At 39.8% G+C, this 19,830-nt stretch carries 21 protein-coding genes; 9 read left to right on the plus strand and 12 right to left on the minus strand.

What is annotated here, in order from left to right:
- The first annotated feature begins 63 nt into the window (after positions 1-63).
- Positions 64-957: an LD-carboxypeptidase gene (locus VOI17_RS12540; RefSeq protein WP_323757564.1), complete on the plus strand. Its 894-nt coding sequence runs from the start codon at positions 64-66 to the stop codon at positions 955-957.
- Here VOI17_RS12540 and chrA read toward each other — a convergent pair.
- Genes chrA through VOI17_RS12570 form a run of 6 tightly spaced genes read right to left on the minus strand, consistent with a single transcriptional unit; the run spans position 941 to position 7,031 of the window.
- Complete coding sequence (gene chrA, locus VOI17_RS12545) at positions 941-2,125, minus strand: chromate efflux transporter (protein WP_323757565.1); 1,185 nt, start codon at positions 2,123-2,125, stop codon at positions 941-943. The two genes, VOI17_RS12540 and chrA, sit on opposite strands and share 17 nt — an antisense overlap.
- A gap of 15 nt (positions 2,126-2,140) precedes the next feature.
- On the minus strand, positions 2,141-3,115 hold the full coding sequence (locus VOI17_RS12550) for an isopenicillin N synthase family dioxygenase (RefSeq protein ID WP_323757566.1): 975 nt from the start codon (positions 3,113-3,115) through the stop codon (positions 2,141-2,143).
- 53 nt (positions 3,116-3,168) lie between these two features.
- Entirely contained in the window at positions 3,169-3,858 is a 690-nt protein-coding gene (recO, locus tag VOI17_RS12555; protein ID WP_323757567.1) for a DNA repair protein RecO, read from the minus strand.
- A complete protein-coding gene (locus VOI17_RS12560) occupies positions 3,858-6,104 on the minus strand; it encodes a T9SS type A sorting domain-containing protein (RefSeq protein ID WP_323757568.1) in 2,247 nt (748 codons plus the stop codon). The genes recO and VOI17_RS12560 overlap by 1 nt, the downstream gene beginning before the upstream one ends.
- Positions 6,101-6,706, minus strand: coding sequence for a thymidine kinase (locus VOI17_RS12565; RefSeq protein WP_323757569.1), 606 nt, complete (start codon positions 6,704-6,706; stop codon positions 6,101-6,103). The genes VOI17_RS12560 and VOI17_RS12565 overlap by 4 nt, the downstream gene beginning before the upstream one ends.
- Before the next feature lies 1 nt (position 6,707).
- Positions 6,708-7,031: a 2Fe-2S iron-sulfur cluster-binding protein gene (locus VOI17_RS12570; RefSeq protein WP_323757570.1), complete on the minus strand. Its 324-nt coding sequence runs from the start codon at positions 7,029-7,031 to the stop codon at positions 6,708-6,710.
- Positions 7,032-7,064: 33 nt separating this feature from the next.
- Here VOI17_RS12570 and VOI17_RS12575 point away from each other — a divergent pair, with 33 nt between their 5' ends.
- Positions 7,065-8,066: a hypothetical protein gene (locus VOI17_RS12575; RefSeq protein WP_323757571.1), complete on the plus strand. Its 1,002-nt coding sequence runs from the start codon at positions 7,065-7,067 to the stop codon at positions 8,064-8,066.
- A gap of 26 nt (positions 8,067-8,092) precedes the next feature.
- On the opposite strand, the gene VOI17_RS12580 is transcribed toward VOI17_RS12575, so the two are convergent.
- From VOI17_RS12580 to VOI17_RS12590, 3 genes are all read right to left on the minus strand, one after another.
- Positions 8,093-8,314 (minus strand): hypothetical protein, encoded by a 222-nt coding sequence (locus tag VOI17_RS12580; RefSeq protein ID WP_323757572.1) that lies wholly within the window; start codon positions 8,312-8,314, stop codon positions 8,093-8,095.
- Positions 8,315-8,355: 41 nt separating this feature from the next.
- Positions 8,356-9,870, minus strand: a complete 1,515-nt coding sequence (gene gltX, locus VOI17_RS12585; protein WP_323757573.1) for a glutamate--tRNA ligase — start codon at positions 9,868-9,870, stop codon at positions 8,356-8,358.
- A 91-nt stretch (positions 9,871-9,961) separates the two neighbouring features.
- Positions 9,962-10,345, minus strand: a complete 384-nt coding sequence (locus VOI17_RS12590) for a RidA family protein (protein WP_323757574.1) — start codon at positions 10,343-10,345, stop codon at positions 9,962-9,964.
- Between the two features lie 49 nt (positions 10,346-10,394).
- Between VOI17_RS12590 and VOI17_RS12595 the strand changes: the two genes are divergently transcribed.
- The gene (locus VOI17_RS12595) at positions 10,395-11,063 is read left to right on the plus strand and encodes a 3-hydroxyacyl-CoA dehydrogenase family protein (RefSeq protein ID WP_323757575.1); all 669 of its coding nucleotides are present in this window, start codon (positions 10,395-10,397) and stop codon (positions 11,061-11,063) included.
- Positions 11,064-11,114: 51 nt separating this feature from the next.
- Here the strand turns inward: VOI17_RS12595 and glmS are convergent, their stop codons facing one another.
- The 3 genes from glmS to VOI17_RS12610 are packed head-to-tail and all read right to left on the minus strand — an operon-like array spanning position 11,115 to position 15,091.
- The gene (glmS, locus tag VOI17_RS12600) at positions 11,115-12,950 is read right to left on the minus strand and encodes a glutamine--fructose-6-phosphate transaminase (isomerizing) (protein WP_323757576.1); all 1,836 of its coding nucleotides are present in this window, start codon (positions 12,948-12,950) and stop codon (positions 11,115-11,117) included.
- A gap of 43 nt (positions 12,951-12,993) precedes the next feature.
- Positions 12,994-14,286, minus strand: coding sequence for a DUF4270 family protein (locus tag VOI17_RS12605; RefSeq protein ID WP_323757577.1), 1,293 nt, complete (start codon positions 14,284-14,286; stop codon positions 12,994-12,996).
- Complete coding sequence (locus tag VOI17_RS12610; RefSeq protein ID WP_323757578.1) at positions 14,279-15,091, minus strand: glycogen/starch synthase; 813 nt, start codon at positions 15,089-15,091, stop codon at positions 14,279-14,281. Before VOI17_RS12610 ends, VOI17_RS12605 begins: the two co-directional genes overlap by 8 nt.
- Positions 15,092-15,222: 131 nt before the next feature.
- Here VOI17_RS12610 and panC point away from each other — a divergent pair, with 131 nt between their 5' ends.
- From panC to VOI17_RS12640, 6 genes are read left to right on the plus strand one after another with little or no spacing between them, the layout of a single operon-like run.
- The gene (gene panC / locus VOI17_RS12615) at positions 15,223-16,071 is read left to right on the plus strand and encodes a pantoate--beta-alanine ligase (protein WP_323757579.1); all 849 of its coding nucleotides are present in this window, start codon (positions 15,223-15,225) and stop codon (positions 16,069-16,071) included.
- Positions 16,072-16,096: 25 nt separating this feature from the next.
- Positions 16,097-16,444, plus strand: coding sequence for an aspartate 1-decarboxylase (gene panD / locus VOI17_RS12620; protein ID WP_323757580.1), 348 nt, complete (start codon positions 16,097-16,099; stop codon positions 16,442-16,444).
- A 7-nt stretch (positions 16,445-16,451) separates the two neighbouring features.
- Entirely contained in the window at positions 16,452-17,456 is a 1,005-nt protein-coding gene (locus VOI17_RS12625; RefSeq protein ID WP_323757581.1) for a lysylphosphatidylglycerol synthase transmembrane domain-containing protein, read from the plus strand.
- Positions 17,457-17,493: 37 nt separating this feature from the next.
- Positions 17,494-17,919, plus strand: coding sequence for a D-glycero-beta-D-manno-heptose 1-phosphate adenylyltransferase (gene rfaE2 / locus VOI17_RS12630; RefSeq protein ID WP_323757582.1), 426 nt, complete (start codon positions 17,494-17,496; stop codon positions 17,917-17,919).
- A 9-nt stretch (positions 17,920-17,928) separates the two neighbouring features.
- Positions 17,929-18,618: a zinc metallopeptidase gene (locus VOI17_RS12635; protein WP_323757583.1), complete on the plus strand. Its 690-nt coding sequence runs from the start codon at positions 17,929-17,931 to the stop codon at positions 18,616-18,618.
- A 54-nt stretch (positions 18,619-18,672) separates the two neighbouring features.
- Positions 18,673-19,812 (plus strand): acyl-CoA dehydrogenase, encoded by a 1,140-nt coding sequence (locus VOI17_RS12640; protein ID WP_323757584.1) that lies wholly within the window; start codon positions 18,673-18,675, stop codon positions 19,810-19,812.
- Positions 19,813-19,830 lie beyond the last annotated feature (18 nt).

Consider the following 19,830-nt stretch of genomic DNA (forward strand, 5'->3'; position numbering starts at 1 on the left):
CAACTGCAACATAAAAGTTGAGAGAAGACGTCCTATTCAGGCGTCTTCTTTTTACTTTTGGGCATGTTGATCCCTCCATTATTAAGTCAAGGCGATAAGATTGCCATCGTGGCTCCTGCCAAGAAAATTCAGTCTGATTTGACTTTTGCGGTGAACACCTTAACCGAATGGGGATTAACACCAGTTTTAGGCGTGCACGTTCTAGCAACAGACCACTACTTTGCAGGAACAGACAGCCAACGACTTGATGATTTACAAGGCGCCTTAGATGATCCAGAAATCAAAGCCATTCTGATCGCCCGTGGCGGTTATGGCACTACAAGAATTCTAGAGCAAATCAATTGGAGCAATTTCCTCGAAAACCCAAAATGGATTTGCGGTTTTAGCGACATCACTTCGCTGATTACCGAACTCAACAACCGTTCTGTTGCCTGCATTCATGGACCAATGGCGGTTACGCTAGATTGGGATGAACAAGCTACACTAAGCTTAAAAGCTATGCTTTTTGAAGGAAAGGTAAATTATGAAATTGCCCCTCATGCTTTAAATCAGCATGGTCAAACAACAGCCGAACTTATTGGGGGAAATTTATCCATCATTTGCAATTCCATAGGCACTTCTTCTGAAATCAAGACGAAAGGAAAGATTCTCTTTTTGGAAGAAGTGGGAGAATACTTCTATCATTTAGATCGGATGCTTGTGCAGTTAAAAAGAGCTGGAAAGCTTGATGATTTGGCAGGCGTAATCATAGGGGATTTTTCTTCTATGAAAGACCATAAAGATAGTTTTGGAGCAGATGCTTTGGAGGTCATTTCTCGCAACATAACTGACTTGAATATCCCAATCGCTTATGGTTTCCCGTTAGGACATGAGAAAAGCAACCTCCCTGTTTACTGTGGAGTTCCTACAGATTTTGAAGTCAGTGAAAAAGGGGTAAACCTTAAATTTGAGGTATAAATATCCCAGCCAGTAGCCCTGCCAAAATCACGAATGGAGGTGGTATTTTGGTATAGGTTAGAATCAAGAAAGTGCCAATAATTACACTTACATTCATTACATTATTCTCGATGGGTTGAAAAAGCACAAATGCTGCGGCAGCCACCATTCCCGCACTGGCCGCATTAATTCCTTCCAGCGAAGCCCTTACAACACGGTAACGTTTTAGGTCATCCCAAAAACGAATGACAAAGAAAATCAGGAAAGTACCTGGAAGAAAAATCCCGCAGGCAGCCACAAAACCACCTAAAATTTGTGCCCCCAATCCCATCTCTCGAACAGACAAAGCTCCAACAAATGAGCTTACTGAAAACACTGGCCCAGGAACGGCTTGTACCATGGCAAAGCCAGAAAGAAACTCTTCGGAAGTCAAAAAGCCTTTAAACTCTACAAACTCTGTGTGAAGGAAGGGAATCAGTACTTGCCCTCCACCAAAAATCAAACTTCCGTTTCGATAAAAATTCTCAAAAAGTAATACAAATCTATCTTGGGTAACAGCTCCTATACCAGCCGCGGTCACAAGCACCAAGGCCCAAAGTGTAAAGTTCCCCCATTTGATTTTTATCTTCTGTTTCTCTTCGGGTGCCTGTTTCTTGTACTTAAAAGCAGTAAGCGCTCCCGCAAAAATTAGCACCAGCGGCAAAGCGATCGGCTTAGAAATAAAGTAAGTAACAATGGCCGAAAGTGCCATTAATCCACCAGCCGTTCGAGTAGTGACTACTTTTGATGCAATGATATAGGCACCGTAGCTCACAAAGCCCACGGCCATGGGTTGTATAAATCGGGTAAATTCTAAACTCAGATTTTTGGTTTGATAAGAGTCTACCAATATTGCAGCTGTAGTCATAATGGCTACTGCGGGTAGCATCCAAACCAATAAAGTAAGGTAGGCCAAATTGGCGCCCCCAATTCTAAAACCAATGGCCGTAATGGTTTGGGTAGAAGTTGGACCGGGTAGAATCTGGCAAAGCGCATTCAATTCTATCAACTCCTCTTCGGTGAGGTAGCCCCTTTTCTTTACCATAATCTTAATGATCATGGCAAAATGTGCTTGTGCACCGCCAAAGGCCGTTAGCGCTATGACAAGGACATCACGCAGAAAAATATAGTATCGAATACGCTTTATCAATGGACCGAAGCTAGTTTACTTCTTTTTCAAGCCTAACTCGATAAGCCTTTCATTGAGAAACTCACCAGCCGAAATGTCCTCATAAAGCTTTGGGTGATCTGCATCAATACAGCTTTCTAGACAAGTCAAATCCATATCGGAGCGCGGGTGCATAAAGAACGGAATTGAGAAACGCCTGTTCTTCATTAACGCTCTTGGAGGATTCACCACCCTGTGAATTGTTGATTTTAGCTTGTTATTGGTATGGCGCGAAAGCATGTCGCCAACATTCACTACCAATTGCTCTGGCAAAGCTGTAATTGGAATCCATTTACCGTCATTTCTCAGCACTTGAAGACCATCGGCACTCGCACCCATCAAAAGCGTAATCAGGTTAATGTCGCCATGCTCAGCCGCACGTACCGCATCATCTGGTACTTCATCTGGGTTTTCTATTGGAAAGTAATGGATAGGACGCAAAATGCTGTTCCCGTTCCTTACCTTATCATCAAAATAATGTTCAGGTAAACCTAAGTAAAGCGCAATGGCTTGCAACATCTTGATTCCTGCTGCCTCAATGGTTTTGTATACTTCTAGCGCAATCTCTTCCATTTCTGGAAGTTCTTCTGGCCAAATATTATCTGGATATTCATTTTTGATGGGGTCGCCATCAGTTACTTCCTGGCCTACATGGTAAAATTCTTTCAAATCACCCGTTTTACGACCCTTCGCATGTTCTTTCCCTTTGCCTATATAACCACGTTGCCCAGCCAATTCTGGCACTTCATACTTCTGTTTAATGTCATCAGACATCAAAAAGAATTTCTGAATAGTAGCGTATAGCTTTTGTGTTTGGGCTTCAGAAAGTCCATGATTCTTTATCGCCACAAAGCCGATGTTATTATAAGCTTGGCCTAGTGCATCTACAAACGCTTGTTTTTTGGCTGGATCACCCGAAGTGAAATCGGCTAAATCTAGTGAGGGAACCTCATCGTATAATTTTTTGCTCATGGCTGAAATGGTTAAAAACAGTCTAATTTATTAAATATTCGTTATAGAGTTCACTAACTCAACACCTCTTTCAGTACTTCAAGAGATTTTATTTCATTTAATCCCGATACGTGAATCTGATAAAACTTGATAATATGCGACAGCACATCGCGCCTTAATTGACTTGTCAGCATTATTTCCTCGCCTAAAGGCTTGTTCATCAAATCAGAAATAATTGTCCTTTCTGCCTCCAAAGTAGAAAAGTGAACACCGTTTTCTTTAAGCTCCTCAATAAAGCCTTCGGCAGATTGAGGCTCGAAACCTAAGTAGCCACTGCATTTCATCAGAAATTGTAAATGAAAATTACTGATGTTCGTTTCTAAATGGTCGAAGATGACCATCGCTTGATGTACAAAATCGTAAAGCCCTTCGTTTTCAGATTCTTCTCGTAATGTTTTGCTGAGCATTTCGGTAAGAAAAATTCCAATCCCAGTTTTCACAGGATTAAAAGGAATGGAGCTGTACGCATAGCCAAACTTAGCCTCCGAGATTCGCTGTAAATCCTTTCCGTTTTTGTGATACACCACCAAATCAAGCAATCCAAGCGGCTGATAGAGCGCCATCTTTCCTCTCGATTTAGCACTCCGAACGCTGTTCACAATATAGCTTTGCATACCAAAAGCTTCGGTGAAAATCCGGACTATAATAGAAGTCTCCTTATATTTTATGTAGCTCAACACTATGCCTCGGGTACGGTGCAGCATTAGATTACCACTATTTTCCCAACAAAAGTTTCAGTGCCATCACCATTAGAGCTGAACACCAAGTACACGCCAGTTTTTACTTTTACTCCGTTATTATCGCGGCCGTTCCAAATGGCTGTGCTGCCATTGGCGTTCGTTTCCTTTATCAACTTACCAGAAATGTCAGTAATTTTTACCGAAGCATTATTCACCAGCCCATTGATTACAATTTGCCCATCGAAATTTGGTGGTACTGGATTCGGGTAAATCTTTACATTTTGATGCTCGAAAGTGCCTAGCGTTGCATCACTTTTGAAAGACACCAAACCTTTGTCTGTGCCTACAAAGACTTCCCCAGAGATTTCCTCCACATAAATAGAGGTGATTGCATCGGAAATCAGTGGACTATTTTGGGTGGTAAATCTTTGCACCAATTCTTCACCTGTTTCGCTAAAAAGCCAAAGCCCGTTGTTATTTGTTCCAAACCATTTACGGTTGGCAGGGTCAATCGCCACCGCAGTAATATTTTCATCGCGAAGCAAAAGGCGGTTCTCGTATATAGGAATACTGGCCGTCAATGCCTGCCCTTGAAGAATGGCATTCAGGTTAGGAAAAAAGGCAATTCCTTCATCCGTTCCTACCCATAAAAATTGGTTTTCATCCAACACCAAAGCATTGATTTCACTCCCAGGCAAACCACCTTGCCCGCCATTCGTATTCAAATATCGTTCGGTGTTGCTGGTTTCATTGAACACCAAAATTCCGCCTCCACGGCTGTCCTCAATCGGCATCCATTTATCACCATTGGGGGCAATAAATAACGACACAGGATATTTGGATCGGGAATTAGTAAGGGAATAGGAACGCCAAGTATCTTCCTCGAAATTCCATTCATGGAGTGAATTCAATGTTCCATAATCCGTAACCCAAAGCGAATTCTCACTTTTGGCCAAGCCAGTAATTTTTCCACTTTCATTCAAAGTGGTATTGGGCGAAATTTCTTTTATGGAGCGACCACTTCCATCTGAAAAAGAATAAAGACCATCCGTAAAAGAGGCCAATATCATTGAAGGTTTACCCGCAACATTGGCTGATTCAACGCCCACGAGGTCCTTGATGCTATCTCCAGAACTATTGATGATAGCAGTGTTCTTCCAGCCCTCTTCAAACGAATAGGAAGAGAAAAATGGGGCTCTATTTAAAGCGGAAAAATTCTCATCGAATCCACCAGAGAGTTTTATTGTTTCGCCTTCATAGTCCCCAATCAACCAAGTGTTGTCGTTGGCTGGGCCTGAAGGCTTGAACGATTGTTGACCGTCAGGCTCCACCTTGAGCAAACCATCAAAGCCATCTCCTACCCACCAATAGTTCTGATATTGCAGGAATTCATTTCGTGAAACTCCTTGCTTTGGAAAACTATAAAGGCGGTTAAACTGATTATTATTGAAAGAGGAAATGCCAGAATTCGTTAAAATCAGGGGTAAATCTGAATCGGAAATGATGGCCTTAATCGATGCTTCGGCTGAGGCTTGATACGACCAATTAATGCCATCGAAGGTGAACAAATCTGTATCTGAACTGGCATAAAGTCGATTACCCACTTCTTGAATGTTCGAAAACTTAATTCCAGTAAAATCTCTTCTCCAATTGTTGTAATCTTGGCGATTCACCCCACTCTCTAAACTGGCAGAAAGAATACCACTTTCTGTAGCCGCGTAAATACGATCATTCGAAAAAACAATTTCTGATACGCTGACACTTTCGCCATTCACTCCAATATTCTGGTACGATTCAATAATTTCTTCAGAGGTAAGGTCTAAAACAATAATGCCTAAATCTCCAGACAAGTAAGCCTTGCCGTTATTAAAGGCAATATTCTTAAATGATTTATTCGTAGTGGTGGGCGCCTCTAGAACGGTTCTAATATTGTGAATTCCTCCACCTAAAAGCAAATCAATATTCCCATTTGCGTAGCCAATCGCCAGGGCTTTGGAATTAGGGTCGTAACCAATGGCACCTATACTCACATCGGAAAGTCCGTTACTTTTGGTCAGCCGATTGACAGAATTTTCAGATAAGTCGACAAAGAAAAGCCCATTGGGAGACGCTGCATAAATAAGCTCGCCTGACGCAGCAATATCAATCACATTATTATAACTGATGTGCGATCGCCAATTGAAAACTGGAATCTGACCTTGTGCAAAACTGGTTTGCACTGCAAGAAGCATCATGGCTCCCAAAGTCAGACTAAAAAGGCGTTTGATCACTTTTTCTTATTCTTCTTTTTTTCTTCTAACCCTAGGTAAAAATATTTGCGATTTCTAGCCTCATAAATATCTTTCTCCCCAAGTTCTACGGTCTTTTCGGAGTCTGAAAGCTTGTATGAGAATGATGCCAAACTGCCACTTACCGTACAAATGGCATGTAATTTGGTTACAAATTCAGCAATTGCAAGTAAATGAGGCATAGGCCCAAAAGGATTTCCTTGAGCGTCCATGTCCAAACCAGCCACAATCACTCTTTTTCCGTTATTGGCCATGGTTCGGCAGACATCAATTATTTGATCATCAAAAAATTGCGCCTCGTCAATTCCTACCACATCGCTTTCGCCACATAACAACAAAATATCCGAAGCGAACTGCACTGGAGTAGAGCGAATTACGGTGTTGTTGTGTGAGACTACATTCTCCACATCATAACGCGTATCAATAGCTGGTTTAAAGATTTCCACATTTTGTTTGGCAATAGTAGCTCTACGAAGGCGCCTAATTAATTCCTCCGTTTTCCCAGAAAACATACAGCCACAAACCACCTCGATGGATCCTGATGTGTGCTCTCCTGCTATTTTACCTTGTGGCTCGATAAACATACTATGCGGTATAGGTCATATGAGGAAATTTATTTTTGTCAGCTACACGAACTTTCACATCACCCAGTAACTTTGCCTGGCAAGCCACACGTTCACCTGATTGAAGTTTACCTGCATCGAAAAGCAGTTGTTCGGTTTCTTCAATAGGGCTCAGTTGGTTTGCTCCTTCTACTACTATAATTTTACATGTGGTACAACGGCCTTTTTTTCCGCAAGCATGCATCCAGTCGATTCCGCTTTCGTGAATAATATCCAGTACCGATTGAGAGTTATCTGTGTTAGAAATCTCTTTATTGTTCAGGTTTTCAATAGTGATCTGTCCCATAATTTTTAATTTACAAAACAAAAGAAATAAGCCATGAGCTACAAGCTAAAGCAAGAATCAATCTCGAGTTTTTCTACTGCCACCGCTGCAGACATATGTACTGAGTTTTTTGCTGGACAAAATAAAATAAGTGGAGAGTCTATTATGGCCCTCACAGAGGTCAGACAAGTGAATTCATTCATTATCGAATCGCTTTTCACTCAATGGCAATCCGAAATAGCCAGACTCAGAAGCCCTTATTTTGATTTCGAGGCTGAAGAAGTGCAAAAAGCACTCAAAGAGTTTATGAATACGCTTTCGAACCACATTAATATTGGTCGTGGCCATTTGGAACCACTTTTGAGCAAAGCGATTGAGACAACTATGCTATTGACCTTCGCACCAAAAAAATATGTATTGAACCATTGGTTTGATGAACAAAAAGAAAATCTACCGAAAGGAAAACTGAGGTACATAAAGACACATACGGAAGGATTCAAATTAATTCACGACACGGCTAAAACACCAATCAATCCTGCTTACCTAGGTAATTTGTTTGATTCAATGAGCTCTCATTTCGAAATTCCTGAGCCTGTTGAGTTTTTGCAGAAGCTAAATGCTGAAGATAAACTGAGTCTTCTTTTTGAATTTGAAAAAGAAGTAGCCGCTGAACCAGCTCCTTCACAAGTTTTCACTCCTGAAATAGAAGAAATACCAGAGGCGAAAACTTCAGTCGCAGCTAAACATGAGAATGGAAAAGAAACGATTAACGATCGTTTTAATGGCAATTCGAATGGGCCCACTTTAGCTGAAAAGCTTCAAAAGAACAATATTCAGCCACTTGAGAAAACGCTCACACTCAACGAACGAATCATGTTTGCCAAAACGCTTTTTGATGGTGACCAATCCCTTATGAAGAAGGTTCTTGAAGAGCTTGATACGGCAAACAGTATGGATGAGGCCTTGAGCAAAACACAGCCCTACAACAAAAAATGGGATATTGAAGGAGATGAAATGGACGCCTTTATTCAGGTATTGAAAAGAAGATTTAATTGATTTAAAAAAGTTGAGAAGAGGAGTTTCTATTCCTCTTCATCACTTTCTTTACTTTTAATCTCATCCAGGTCGTCTCGATCACGCAGTTTCTTGTCATCAACATTCTTATTCAAGAATTCATTGATTTTATCAATCGACAAAGAGTTACGAATTTCTCCAAAGGAATCGATCTTAATTTCCATTCCCTCAAGTTCTTTATTCACTCGTGGCTTTTGATCTTTTTGTTTATTCTCCTTTTTCCTTGCCATGTTATCGTTGTTAACTTCGGTGAAATAAAAACTGAGGTAATTTAATTTGCCGTTTTAAGGATTTGAATCGCTTTATTTATTCGATTCGCAGTTTCTGCCGTCCCCAAGATAGAGATAATCTCCATTAGGTCTGGGCCACCTCCAGCGCCCGTTAAGGCCAAACGCAATGCAGGCATAACCTTTCCAAGCGGAGTATCGTCTGTAGCCAAAACGGCAACAAATTTCTCCTTTGCCCCTTCAGGACTAACGTTTACAAGCTGACCTATTTCGTTAGCAAACTCTGTCAATTTCTGAACCGCTTCTACCGTCCATTTCTTATTTACGGTTTTCTCATCATAAGTTGTGGGTGCAGAAAAGAAGAAATCACCACTTTCCAAAATATCAGAAACGAAGGTAATTCGTTCCTTCATTGAGCCTGCAATGGCACTTAAAAGCTCCATATCTCCGTCAACATTAGCTTCTTCCTTCAGCATTTGAGCTAAATCTGTATTCGACTTATTTTTCAAGTATTGCTGATTGAACCATTTCGCCTTCTCAATGTCGAATTTGGCTCCAGATTTATTAATTCTTTCTAATGAAAATTCAGAAATGAGCTGATCCATCGTAAACATTTCTTGCTCAGTACCTGGATTCCAACCCAACAAAGCCAAAAAGTTCATGCAAGCTTCTGGCAAATAACCAGATTCCTTAAAGCCTTTAGATAATTCTCCTGTAACGGGGTCAACCCAGTTTAGTGGGAATATTGGAAAGCCCAATTGATCTGCTGCTCGCTTACTTAATTTACCGTTACCATCAGGCTTGAGCAGCAATGGTAAGTGAGCAAATTGCGGAGCCTCCCAACCAAAAGCTTCATACAATAAGACGTGTAAAGGAGCCGAAGGCAACCATTCTTCACCACGAATCACATGAGTGATCTCCATCAAATGATCATCCACGATATTGGCCAAATGATAGGTTGGCATTCCGTCAGACTTCATCAAAACCTTATCATCGAGCGTGGTGGTATTCACTACTACCCATTCTCTGACAACATCCTTAAAGCGGACATCATCGTTCTTCGGCATTTTAAAACGAATCACATACGCCTCACCTGACGTTAACCTCTGATTCACCTCTTCGGCAGACATTGTCAGTGAGTTTTTCATCTGATTTCTGCTGATGGCATTGTATTGAGGATTTGCCATGCGCGCTTCCTTTAGGCGCTCGCGCATTTCATCAAGCTCTTCTGGAGTATCAAAAGCATAGTAAGCTTTTCCTTCAGCAATCAACCTGTCGGCATATTCTTTATAGAGCGATTTGCGGTCAGACTGACGGTAAGGCCCAAAGTCACCTCCAGTTTGAGGACCTTCGTCAGGCGTAATACCACACCATTCCAAGGACTTAAGAATATAGTCTTCAGCCCCTTCAACATAACGGTTTTGGTCTGTATCCTCTATTCTAATTATGAATTCGCCACCACTCTTTTTGGCAAATAAATAATTATAAAGGGCTGTTCTCACTCCTCCAATATGCAAAGCTCCCGTTGGGCTGGGGGCAAATCTTACTCTAACGCTCATGAAATTTTATTTGGCCGCAAAAATACGCAAAAGTCAAGTCCATCACTAAGAATGGCTTGGTGATTTACGATGAATTAAAATTTATCTAGTTTTAAATATCTACTGCGATGCAAGATATTTCAACATTCACATCTTTTGGTAATCTAGCCACCTCAACACATTCTCTTGCCGGAGGGTTCGATTTGAAATAAACACCATATGCTTCATTAATGGTAGCAAACTGGTTCATGTCTTTAATAAAGATAGAACACTTTACAATGTTGTTGAAAGTCATTTTAGCTTCTGAAAGAATTGCCTCAATGTTCTTCATTACCTGATGCGTTTCTTCTGTGATGTTTTCATTGATCATTTCGCCAGTAGCTTGATCGAAAGGAATCTGACCTGAAATGTATAAAGTATTACCTGCTTTAACGGCTTGGCTATAAGGCCCTATTGGTGCTGGAGCGTCTGGGCTGTTAACGATTATTTTCGACATGTTCGGATTGTTTGATTTAATGAATAATTTTGGGGCAAATTACACATTTATGAAAATTCTAGTCATCGGTTCCGAAGAGAATATCGAAGAGTTTAAATTAAAATTTAATACTGGACATGAGTACCGCTTTGAAACGGACTATGATTTCGAAGAAGATCTCTCCTCATTTGACTGTGTCTTTGATTTTTTCATTGGTGATAGCCCCGAGCAATTCGAGATATTTAGCGCTTATGAAGGACTTAACCTATTTGTGAATGCACCAAAAATATCACTCGCAGAACTGGCCTATTACCAAGATGAGGTCAACTGTAACTTGTATGGATTCAACGGCCTACTTTCTTTCTTAAACCGAGATATTCTTGAGGTTTCAGCTTTGAACGATAAAGCCAAGTCGGGTTTGGAGGCATTGTGTAAAAATCTAAATACCGACTTTGAGCTGGTTGAGGATCGAGTTGGGATGGTAACTCCTAGAATTATCTTTATGATTATTAATGAAGCTTTTTATACGCTTCAGGAAGGTACGGCTTCAAAAGAAGCCATAGATACAGGTATGAAATTAGGCACTAATTACCCTTATGGCCCATTTGAGTGGTGCAATAAAATTGGAGTTCAGCAGGTTTACGAAGTATTGGAAGCCATGTATGAGGATACCAAAGAAGAGCGATATAAAATATGTCCGTTACTCAAAAAAGAATACTTAAGCCGCATTACGCATTAAAAAAGGGAGCTCAATAAGCTCCCTTTTTATTCAATTATATTTCCATTCCCTTTATTCAACAGTAACAGATTTGGCCAAGTTTCTAGGCTGATCTACATTACAACCTCTCATTACCGCAATATGGTATGATAATAGTTGTAATGGAATTACAGCAATAAGTGGCATCAATGCGTCACTAATGTGAGGTACTTCAATCACATAGTCAGCCATTTTAGGGATTTCAGTATCGCCCTCAGAAACAACTGCGATAACTTTTCCTTTTCTTGCCTTTACTTCTTGAACGTTAGAAACAATTTTTTCATAACTACTGTCTTTCGTAGCAATCACTACCACCGGCATTTCTTCATCTATCAAAGCAATAGGGCCGTGTTTCATTTCAGCAGCAGGATAACCTTCTGCGTGGATATAAGAAATTTCCTTGAGCTTTAAGGCGCCTTCTAGGGCTACAGGGAAGTTAAACCCTCTACCTAGGTAAAGGAAGTTTCTAGCGTCCTTAAATACTTTAGCAATCTCCTCAAGTTGATCATTCAGCAACAAAGCTTTTGCTACTTTATCTGGTACTGATTCTAGTTCAAATAATAATGCCCTGTATTTACTTTCAGAAAGAGAGCCTTTCTTCTCAGCAATCATCAAGGCCATCATTGTAAGTACTGAGATCTGAGCAGTAAATGCTTTGGTACTTGCCACTCCTATTTCAGGACCAGCATGTGTATATGAACCAGCATGCGTTGCTCGTGCAATTGAAGATCCCACCACGTTACAAACACCTATGATAGTTGCTCCTTTTGACTTAGCCAACTCAATTGCCGCCAATGTATCAGCCGTTTCACCAGATTGAGAAATGGCAATGACTACATCTTTTTCATTTACGATCGGGTTTCTATACCTAAACTCAGATGCGTACTCTACTTCTACAGGAATTCGGCAGAACTCCTCAAATATGTACTCAGCCACCAATCCAGCATGCCAAGATGTGCCGCAGGCAATAATCAGAATTCTCTCGGCATTGACCATTTTTGTTACGTAGTCAAAAATACCACCCAACTTGAGCTTACCTTCCTTTGCTTGAAGTCGACCTCTTAGACAATCACCTATTGATTTTGGTTGTTCATAAATTTCCTTCAACATAAAATGGTCGTAACCACCTTTTTCTATCGCCTCAAGCTGAATATCAATAGTTTGTACATAAGGAGTCATTTCTACATCAGCAACACTCTTAATGGTAAAATGTCCATCTTTGATAATAGCAATTTCTTGATCTTCAAGGTAAACTACCTCATTGGTATATTCAATAATCGGAGTCGCATCTGAAGCAAGGAAGAATTCACCTTTACCCAGACCAACCACTAATGGACTCCCTTTACGGGCTGCAATCATAAGGTTTGGATCCTCTAAGGAAATGATTGCAATTGCATATGCCCCAACTACTTTATTAAGAGCGAGACGTACTGCCTCTGCAAGACTCACCCCAGAATTTAAATAAATATCTTCAATAAAGTTTATAAATACCTCTGAATCCGTATCACTTCTAAATTCAAACCCTTTCTTAATCAGGTCAGTTTTAAGTGAGGAATAGTTTTCAATAATCCCGTTATGGATCATTGCCAGCTTGCCTGAGTTAGACAGGTGAGGGTGAGCATTCTTATCGTTAGGTTCTCCGTGAGTAGCCCAACGTGTATGACCAATACCAATATTGCTTTTTAAATTTTTCCCTTTAGCAAATTCATGGAGGTCTACGACTTTGCCTTTTTTCTTATAAACATTAAGGCCCTCATTCATTAAGGCCACTCCAGCACTATCGTAACCCCTATATTCTAGACGTTGTAAACCCTTGATTATTACTGGATAAGCCTCCCTATGGCCTAAATAACCGACTATTCCGCACATATATAATTATTTTAACGAGATAAATATAAGAAGATGACCTCCCCTATTTAAGTTCAGAGTAGAAAACTTTAAGTTTAAAATCTTCAGGTCGAAACACCAAATTCCCCAGCTCCCCATTTACAGAAGGAGGTGCTATGAAGAATTGATTTCTTCTAAAGACATCAGAAAAATAATACCCTATAAATGAAGTAATTGACCCTGTATAGGTTTTTGAATCCTCATCATAAAGGAGTGTTAAAGGTGTTCCGCTTCCAATTGGGTTTGACCCATCTTGTTGTATGGCTCTAAAATTATCTCCATCTCTAATCACTCTATTACCTGAATCTGTAAGCAATAGCAAAAGTCTTGTGGGAGGAGTAACACCATTAACCGGATCATCAATAGGCCCAATGGAAACCTGAGCCGTATTGACGATTACATTAGGTTTTAGATTGGCAAACGTTTGTAATTCGGAAAGATTAATTTTAGTTAGAATTCCAGCGCCCGCCTGAATATACCGGAGCCCTGAGCTTGGTGAATATTCTTGATTAGTAGTTGTTAAGCCCTCTAAAGCGGTGCCCGAACGATCCAGTTCAAGTCCATAATAATGTGTGAGCTCTCCAATTGTTATCTTATGAGTAGCAGGCACATTTACAGCACCAGTGCTTGATACCTCACTGTAATAGAAATCAATCATTGAAGATTCTGGCTTTAAAACTATCCCATAGGCGTTTGAAGCGTTGTCCTCAGTTTGAAATGCCAAGCCTGGATAAGATGCCTCAAAGGCTTCTTGAGTTGCTACCGCTGGACTTCCATTTCTCATGAGCTCAAATAGTTCATTTGCAAAATCCATATCAACATTTATGGTATAAACTGAATCAAGTTCATCAATCAGAATATTACCAGAAGCCACCAATTCATTTGAAATAGCGGTGCTATTGGTTGTAATATGTAGTGTGTCTTTTATTTGTTCAGACAAAAGGCTCACTTTAAGACGAGCCGTCTTGGCAAAATTTTTATATAGGTAACCAAATTTAATGCTGAGCTTAACACTATCTAAAATAGCCTCTTCAGATATATCATTCAGATCACTAACATTAAGTTTCATCTGAGCATAACTGGTCGCCTTAACCTTTCCAACATCTGGATCATCAATATTTCCAATAAATCCAACACCTAAGTTTGTAGATGAAATAGAATCTAACAAAACAACGGAAGAGCTAGTACCTACTGTCTCTACCGAAAATTCAACAGGTGAAATGTCATCCGAACCAAACCCAAAATCTCCATTCTTCTCACAAGAAAACAAAAGAGTGAGGCCTAAAATTAAGGCCCCAATGCTTTTAATCTTACCCAACAAGTTCATTATATAAATTATAATAAGAGTCTAAGAAATTATCATCCTTTTCAATTGTATCTACTTTCTTAAGCTTTTCAATCTCAGTCACTAGGTCATTTAAACCCTCATGCCCTTCTTCTTCGGCTCTAATAACGGCATCTGCATATTCCGCACCTGTCTTTATAAACCCTGCAAAGTCAGCTGACTTTAAATTCTCCAGCATACTGTCATCAATATCCATCATCTTCACCTTATCAAGCAAATCTGCATCAAACTGATGAGAGAACGCATTGTTATAGATCGTGAAAATTGATTTCGTGTTCTGAAATATTGGATCGTTTTTATAAGTAGTCTTTAAGTAAAGTGGAATCAAACTAGTCATCCAATCATTGCAATGAACAATATCTGGAGCCCAGCCTAACTTCTTCACTGTTTCAAGAACGCCTTTACAGAAGAAAATTGCCCTTTCGTCATTATCTGCGTAAAAATTATTTTCCTTGTCAACAAAGACAGATTTTCTATGGAAATAGTCTTCATTATCTATAAAATAGACTTGAAGTTTAGCATTTGGGATTGACGCTACCTTAATTACCAAAGGTTTTTCTTCATCACCCACAGAAATGTTGATACCTGAAAGTCTGACTACTTCATGCAGTCTGTTTTTTCTTTCGTTAATAAGTCCGAAACGAGGAACTAGAATCCTTATCTCCATACCTCTCTCCTGCATCGCTTGTGGAAGTTTTCTCACAAAATCAGCAACAGCGGAGGTTTCTAGAAACGGATTGATCTCACTCGCAACGTAAAGAATTCGAAATTTTGACATAATTAATGGAAATTTAATGACACCTTCATTTGGAAAATGAGCACAAAATTACTCCAATTTCCCGAAAAAACCTTGATTTATCTAAAAAAGCGTTGTTAATAAGCGTTAATTAGATTATCCTTCGCGATCAAATGAACACCTTCAAAAAAATAAGGGAACTCCGTGCCGAGCTTCTCAATCATCGACTCAAAAACAAGAAAATTGGCCTGGTTCCAACTATGGGGGCATTGCACCAAGGACACATTTCGCTGGTCGAAAAGGCGAAAGAGAGTTCGGACCTTGTTGCGGTTTCTATCTTCGTTAACCCTACCCAATTCAACAATCCTGAAGACTTAGAAAAATACCCTAGAAATATCGAACGCGATCTAGATTTGTTATGTGAAGCAGGCTGTGACATTGTGTTTGCTCCAGAAGTAGCTGAAATATATGCAGCTCCACATGACTTGAAAATCAACTTTGGTGCATTAGAGAACTCATTGGAGGGTAAGTTCAGGCCTGATCACTTTAGTGGCGTGGGACAGATTGTTTCTAAGCTGTTCAATATATTTCAGCCACATAGTGCTTTTTTTGGCCAAAAAGACTTACAACAGTTTTTTATCATCAAGAAACTGATTGATCAGCTTTCCTTCCCGATTGACATACATATGGTACCCACAAAAAGGGAAGCCAATGGTTTGGCCATGTCTTCGAGAAATGAACGACTTACCCAAGGAGAAAGACTAGAGGCAGGACTTATCTTTAAAACCCTTCAAGAATCCGCTGATGCAATCTTAAATGGCACACCAATAAACCTTGTAATTGAGCGAACCAACGAACTATTCAAGCAAAACCAACGTTTGACCCTTGAATATTTCGAAGTCGTTGAAACTGATAATTTTACGGGAATCCCCTCAGTTTCGGACCCAAAGAAAACAGCGCTTTGTATAGCCGCTGAAATTGGAAAAGTGAGGTTAATAGACAACTTACTTTTAAATTATTAGCTTTGCGGTCGCATTTTAATAAGGTATGCAGATAGAGGTTTTTAAATCAAAAATTCACAGGGCAAGAGTAACACAGGCAGAGCTGCACTATGTAGGTAGCATCACGCTTGACGAACACTTAATGGATGCCTCCGGAATCATTGAAAATGAGAAGGTTCAAATTGTAAACGTAAACAACGGTGAACGATTTGAAACTTATGTAATTAAAGGAGAAAAAGGTAGCGGCACTGTTTGCTTAAATGGCCCTGCCGCCCGAAGAGTACAAGTGGGAGATATTATCATTGTAGTTTCATATGGAATTATGGATTATGAAGAAGCCAAAACCTTCAAACCAAAAATTGTTTTTCCTGACAAGAACAACAAGTTAGCTTAACGCTATTTTGAAAATCAGCTTAAAAGATATCCTCAAACTTATTCTGTCCCTTGGGATCACAGGATATATCTTGTACAACAGTTCCAAAACGACAGACTGGAATCAAATCTGGGAAGCCTTAAAAAGCTTCAAGTACGAATGGATTTTACTAAGCGTTTTACTATCTCTTTTTAGCCACGGCCTAAGGGCTTATAGGTGGGCGATGCTTTTAGGCACACATGGCAAACGACCTAGTACATGGACTGCATTTCTGGCTGTAATGGCATGTTATTTAGGAAATATGGCCATCCCTAGATTAGGCGAAGTTGCACGATGCACGATTATGAAAGAGGAGCAAGACATCCCTGTTACATTTTCATTAGGTACGGTTATTACAGACAGATTATTGGATTTGTTTATGCTTATGTTATTGGCAGTGTTTTTATTGGCAATGCAATTCAACTTGCTCAAATCTTACTTCAGCCAATTTATTGATGACAAGCTCCCATTTTTGATTACCATTTGGCCGTATTTAGTTTTAGCTGGAATAATGGGTTTTCTACTAGTTTTATTCTTCATTAGAAAATCTAAGAAAGAGAACAACCCAAAGTCCATTTACTATAAAATCAAGCAAAAATGGGCAGAATTAATCTCAGGCATCAAAGCAATCAAGAAAGTACAGAATCCTCTTGGCTTTTGGCTTTCTACTTTAGGTATTTGGGTATTGTACTTTGCTATGCTCTATGTCATCTCATTCGGTTATACTCCTACTGCCGAACTGTCATTTATGGCAGGAATTGCGGTCTTGGTAATGGGAAGTCTTGGCATGGCTGCACCAGTAAATAATGGAATTGGGGCATATCAAGCTTTAGTCGCCAGTATTTTAGTCGTTTATGGCATATCTCATAATGATGGTTATGTTTTTGCTGTCGTATCGCATGGATCACAAGTAGTTTCAGTTATTTTATTTGGATTTTTGAGTCTACTGATCCTTAACTTTAGAAAAAAGAGAAAGAAAATTGACGCCAACTAAAAATAAAATATTTAGCAATAAAGCCTTAAAGGCACTTATGCTCAAGTGGAAAAGCCAGGGTGAAAAAGTAGTTTTCACTAATGGCTGTTTCGATATTCTTCATTTAGGACACATTGACTATTTAGAAAAAGCCAAAACCTTAGGTTCTAAGCTGGTGGTTGGGCTCAATGATAACCCTTCAGTAAAAAGGCTTAAGGGTGAAGAAAGACCAATAAATGATGAAAACGCAAGAGCTAGAATGCTAGCGGCCTTGGCTTTCGTGGATGGTGTAACGCTGTTTTCCGAAGACACACCAAAAGAGTTGATCACTTATTTAATTCCAGATATTCTGGTAAAAGGAAGCGACTACGATTTAAGCAACATTGTTGGGGCAGATATCGTAATGGCGAACGGTGGGGAGGTAAAAACCATTGATTTAGTAGATGGTTACTCTACAACCAATTTGATTCAAAGACTTAAATAAATAAAGAACATGTTTTTAGTATTGATTATAGTAATCGCAATAGTCAGTTGGGTAGTTCAGAACAACTTAAAAAAGAAGTTTAAGAAGTACTCAAAAGTAGGGTTGAACATAGGACTTACTGGTCGAGAGATTGCCGAGCTAATGCTTAGAGACAACCAAATACATGATGTAAGGGTGGTTTCAGTGCAAGGCAGATTAACCGACCACTACAACCCTGCAGACAAAACCGTAAACCTAAGTCCAGAAATATATGAAGGTCGTTCAGTTATGGCTGCCGCTGTTGCAGCTCACGAATGTGGTCACGCGGTGCAACATGCAAAAGCATACGGCCCACTAGAAATGCGATCTGCATTAGTCCCTATTCAAAATGCAAGTGGCAGAATCATCAATACAATTTTTATGATCATGCTTTTTGGATCTTTCATAATAACTGGTCTGGATATATTCACGGTAGGACTTCCGATAATTATTGCATGTTACTTTATTTTCACTCTTTTTGCTTTTATCACGCTACCAGTAGAGTATGATGCTACAAAAAGAGCTTTAGCTTGGATTGATGATCGAAACATAGTTACTCCAGATGAGCATGGCATGGCTGAAGACGCATTAAACGCTGCAGCCAGAACATATTTAGTGGCAGCACTTGGCTCATTAGCTATGTTGTTATATTACGTGTTAATGTTCATGAATCGCGATTAAGTATTAAGCTGAATTTATTACATTTGCTAACAAACGTTAGGTAAATATTAAAGCATGAATTTCGAATTAACCGAAGAACAATTAGCGGTTCAACAAGCCGCTAGAGAATTTGCACAAACTGAACTTCTTCCAGGAGTCATTGAAAGAGACGAAACCCAAACCTTTCCGTTAGAACAGGTGAAGAAAATGGGAGAACTTGGTTTCTTAGGAATGATGGTAGACCCGAAGTACAATGGCGGTGGTATGGACACCATTTCTTATGTCCTAGCCATGGAAGAAATTTCTAAAATTGATGCTTCTGCCTCCGTTTGTATGTCGGTTAATAACAGCCTTGTTTGCTGGGGAATTGAAAAATACGGAACTGAAGAGCAAAAGGAGAAATATCTCAAGCCTTTAGCCACTGGTGAAAAAATTGGCGCCTTTTGCCTTTCTGAGCCAGAAGCAGGTTCTGATGCAACATCCCAACAAACCACAGCCGAAGACAAAGGCGACCACTACCTATTAAACGGAACAAAAAACTGGATTACAAACGGAAATACCGCTTCGGTTTATTTGGTAGTGGCCCAAACCGACCGTGAAAAAGGACACAGAGGTATCAATTGCCTTATTGTAGAAAAAGGAATGGAAGGCTTCGTTGTAGGTAAAAAAGAAAATAAGCTTGGTATTAGGGGTTCTGACACCCACTCCTTAATGTTTACGGACGTTAAAGTTCCAAAAGAAAACCGAATAGGTGACGATGGATTTGGTTTCAAATTCGCAATGTCAACGTTGAATGGCGGTAGAATTGGAATTGCATCTCAGGCCTTAGGAATTGCCTCAGGAGCCTACGAATTGGCACTGGCCTATTCTAAAGAAAGAAAAGCTTTCGGAAAGCCAATTAGCCAGCATCAAGCAATTCAATTCAAACTGGCCGATATGGCTACAGAAATTGAAGCAGCTCGATTACTATGTTTCAAAGCAGCCTATTTAAAAGATCAGAAAAAGGATTTTGGAAAAGCAGGGGCAATGGCCAAACTGTTTGCTTCTAAAGTAGCAATGGACACTACCATTGAAGCTGTACAAATTCATGGCGGCTATGGATATGTTAAAGAATATCATGTGGAAAGATTGATGAGAGATGCCAAAATCACCCAAATATATGAGGGTACATCAGAGATACAGAAGATAGTAATCTCCAGAGAACTCCTCAAATAGTTAGAATTATCCTATCAA

The sequence above is a fragment of the Roseivirga sp. genome (assembly GCF_034669765.1).
Classification (GTDB): domain Bacteria; phylum Bacteroidota; class Bacteroidia; order Cytophagales; family Cyclobacteriaceae; genus Roseivirga.

Bases quoted from the DNA above. Each gene is read 5' to 3' on its own strand.
- VOI17_RS12595 (WP_323757575.1), top strand. From the start codon at position 10,395: ATGAAAATTCTAGTCATCGGTTCCGAAGAGAATATCGAAGAGTTTAAA.
- VOI17_RS12550 (WP_323757566.1), bottom strand. From the start codon at position 3,115: ATGAGCAAAAAATTATACGATGAGGTTCCCTCACTAGATTTAGCCGAT.
- VOI17_RS12635 (WP_323757583.1), top strand. From the start codon at position 17,929: ATGTTTTTAGTATTGATTATAGTAATCGCAATAGTCAGTTGGGTAGTT.
- VOI17_RS12570 (WP_323757570.1), bottom strand. From the start codon at position 7,031: ATGGGACAGATCACTATTGAAAACCTGAACAATAAAGAGATTTCTAAC.
- rfaE2 (WP_323757582.1), top strand. From the start codon at position 17,494: ATGCTCAAGTGGAAAAGCCAGGGTGAAAAAGTAGTTTTCACTAATGGC.
- recO (WP_323757567.1), bottom strand. From the start codon at position 3,858: ATGCTGCACCGTACCCGAGGCATAGTGTTGAGCTACATAAAATATAAG.
- VOI17_RS12580 (WP_323757572.1), bottom strand. From the start codon at position 8,314: ATGGCAAGGAAAAAGGAGAATAAACAAAAAGATCAAAAGCCACGAGTG.
- VOI17_RS12590 (WP_323757574.1), bottom strand. From the start codon at position 10,345: ATGTCGAAAATAATCGTTAACAGCCCAGACGCTCCAGCACCAATAGGG.
- glmS (WP_323757576.1), bottom strand. From the start codon at position 12,950: ATGTGCGGAATAGTCGGTTATTTAGGCCATAGGGAGGCTTATCCAGTA.
- gltX (WP_323757573.1), bottom strand. From the start codon at position 9,870: ATGAGCGTTAGAGTAAGATTTGCCCCCAGCCCAACGGGAGCTTTGCAT.
- VOI17_RS12640 (WP_323757584.1), top strand. From the start codon at position 18,673: ATGAATTTCGAATTAACCGAAGAACAATTAGCGGTTCAACAAGCCGCT.
- VOI17_RS12610 (WP_323757578.1), bottom strand. From the start codon at position 15,091: ATGTCAAAATTTCGAATTCTTTACGTTGCGAGTGAGATCAATCCGTTT.
- panD (WP_323757580.1), top strand. From the start codon at position 16,097: ATGCAGATAGAGGTTTTTAAATCAAAAATTCACAGGGCAAGAGTAACA.
- VOI17_RS12565 (WP_323757569.1), bottom strand. From the start codon at position 6,706: ATGTTTATCGAGCCACAAGGTAAAATAGCAGGAGAGCACACATCAGGA.
- panC (WP_323757579.1), top strand. From the start codon at position 15,223: ATGAACACCTTCAAAAAAATAAGGGAACTCCGTGCCGAGCTTCTCAAT.
- VOI17_RS12575 (WP_323757571.1), top strand. From the start codon at position 7,065: ATGAGCTACAAGCTAAAGCAAGAATCAATCTCGAGTTTTTCTACTGCC.
- VOI17_RS12540 (WP_323757564.1), top strand. From the start codon at position 64: ATGTTGATCCCTCCATTATTAAGTCAAGGCGATAAGATTGCCATCGTG.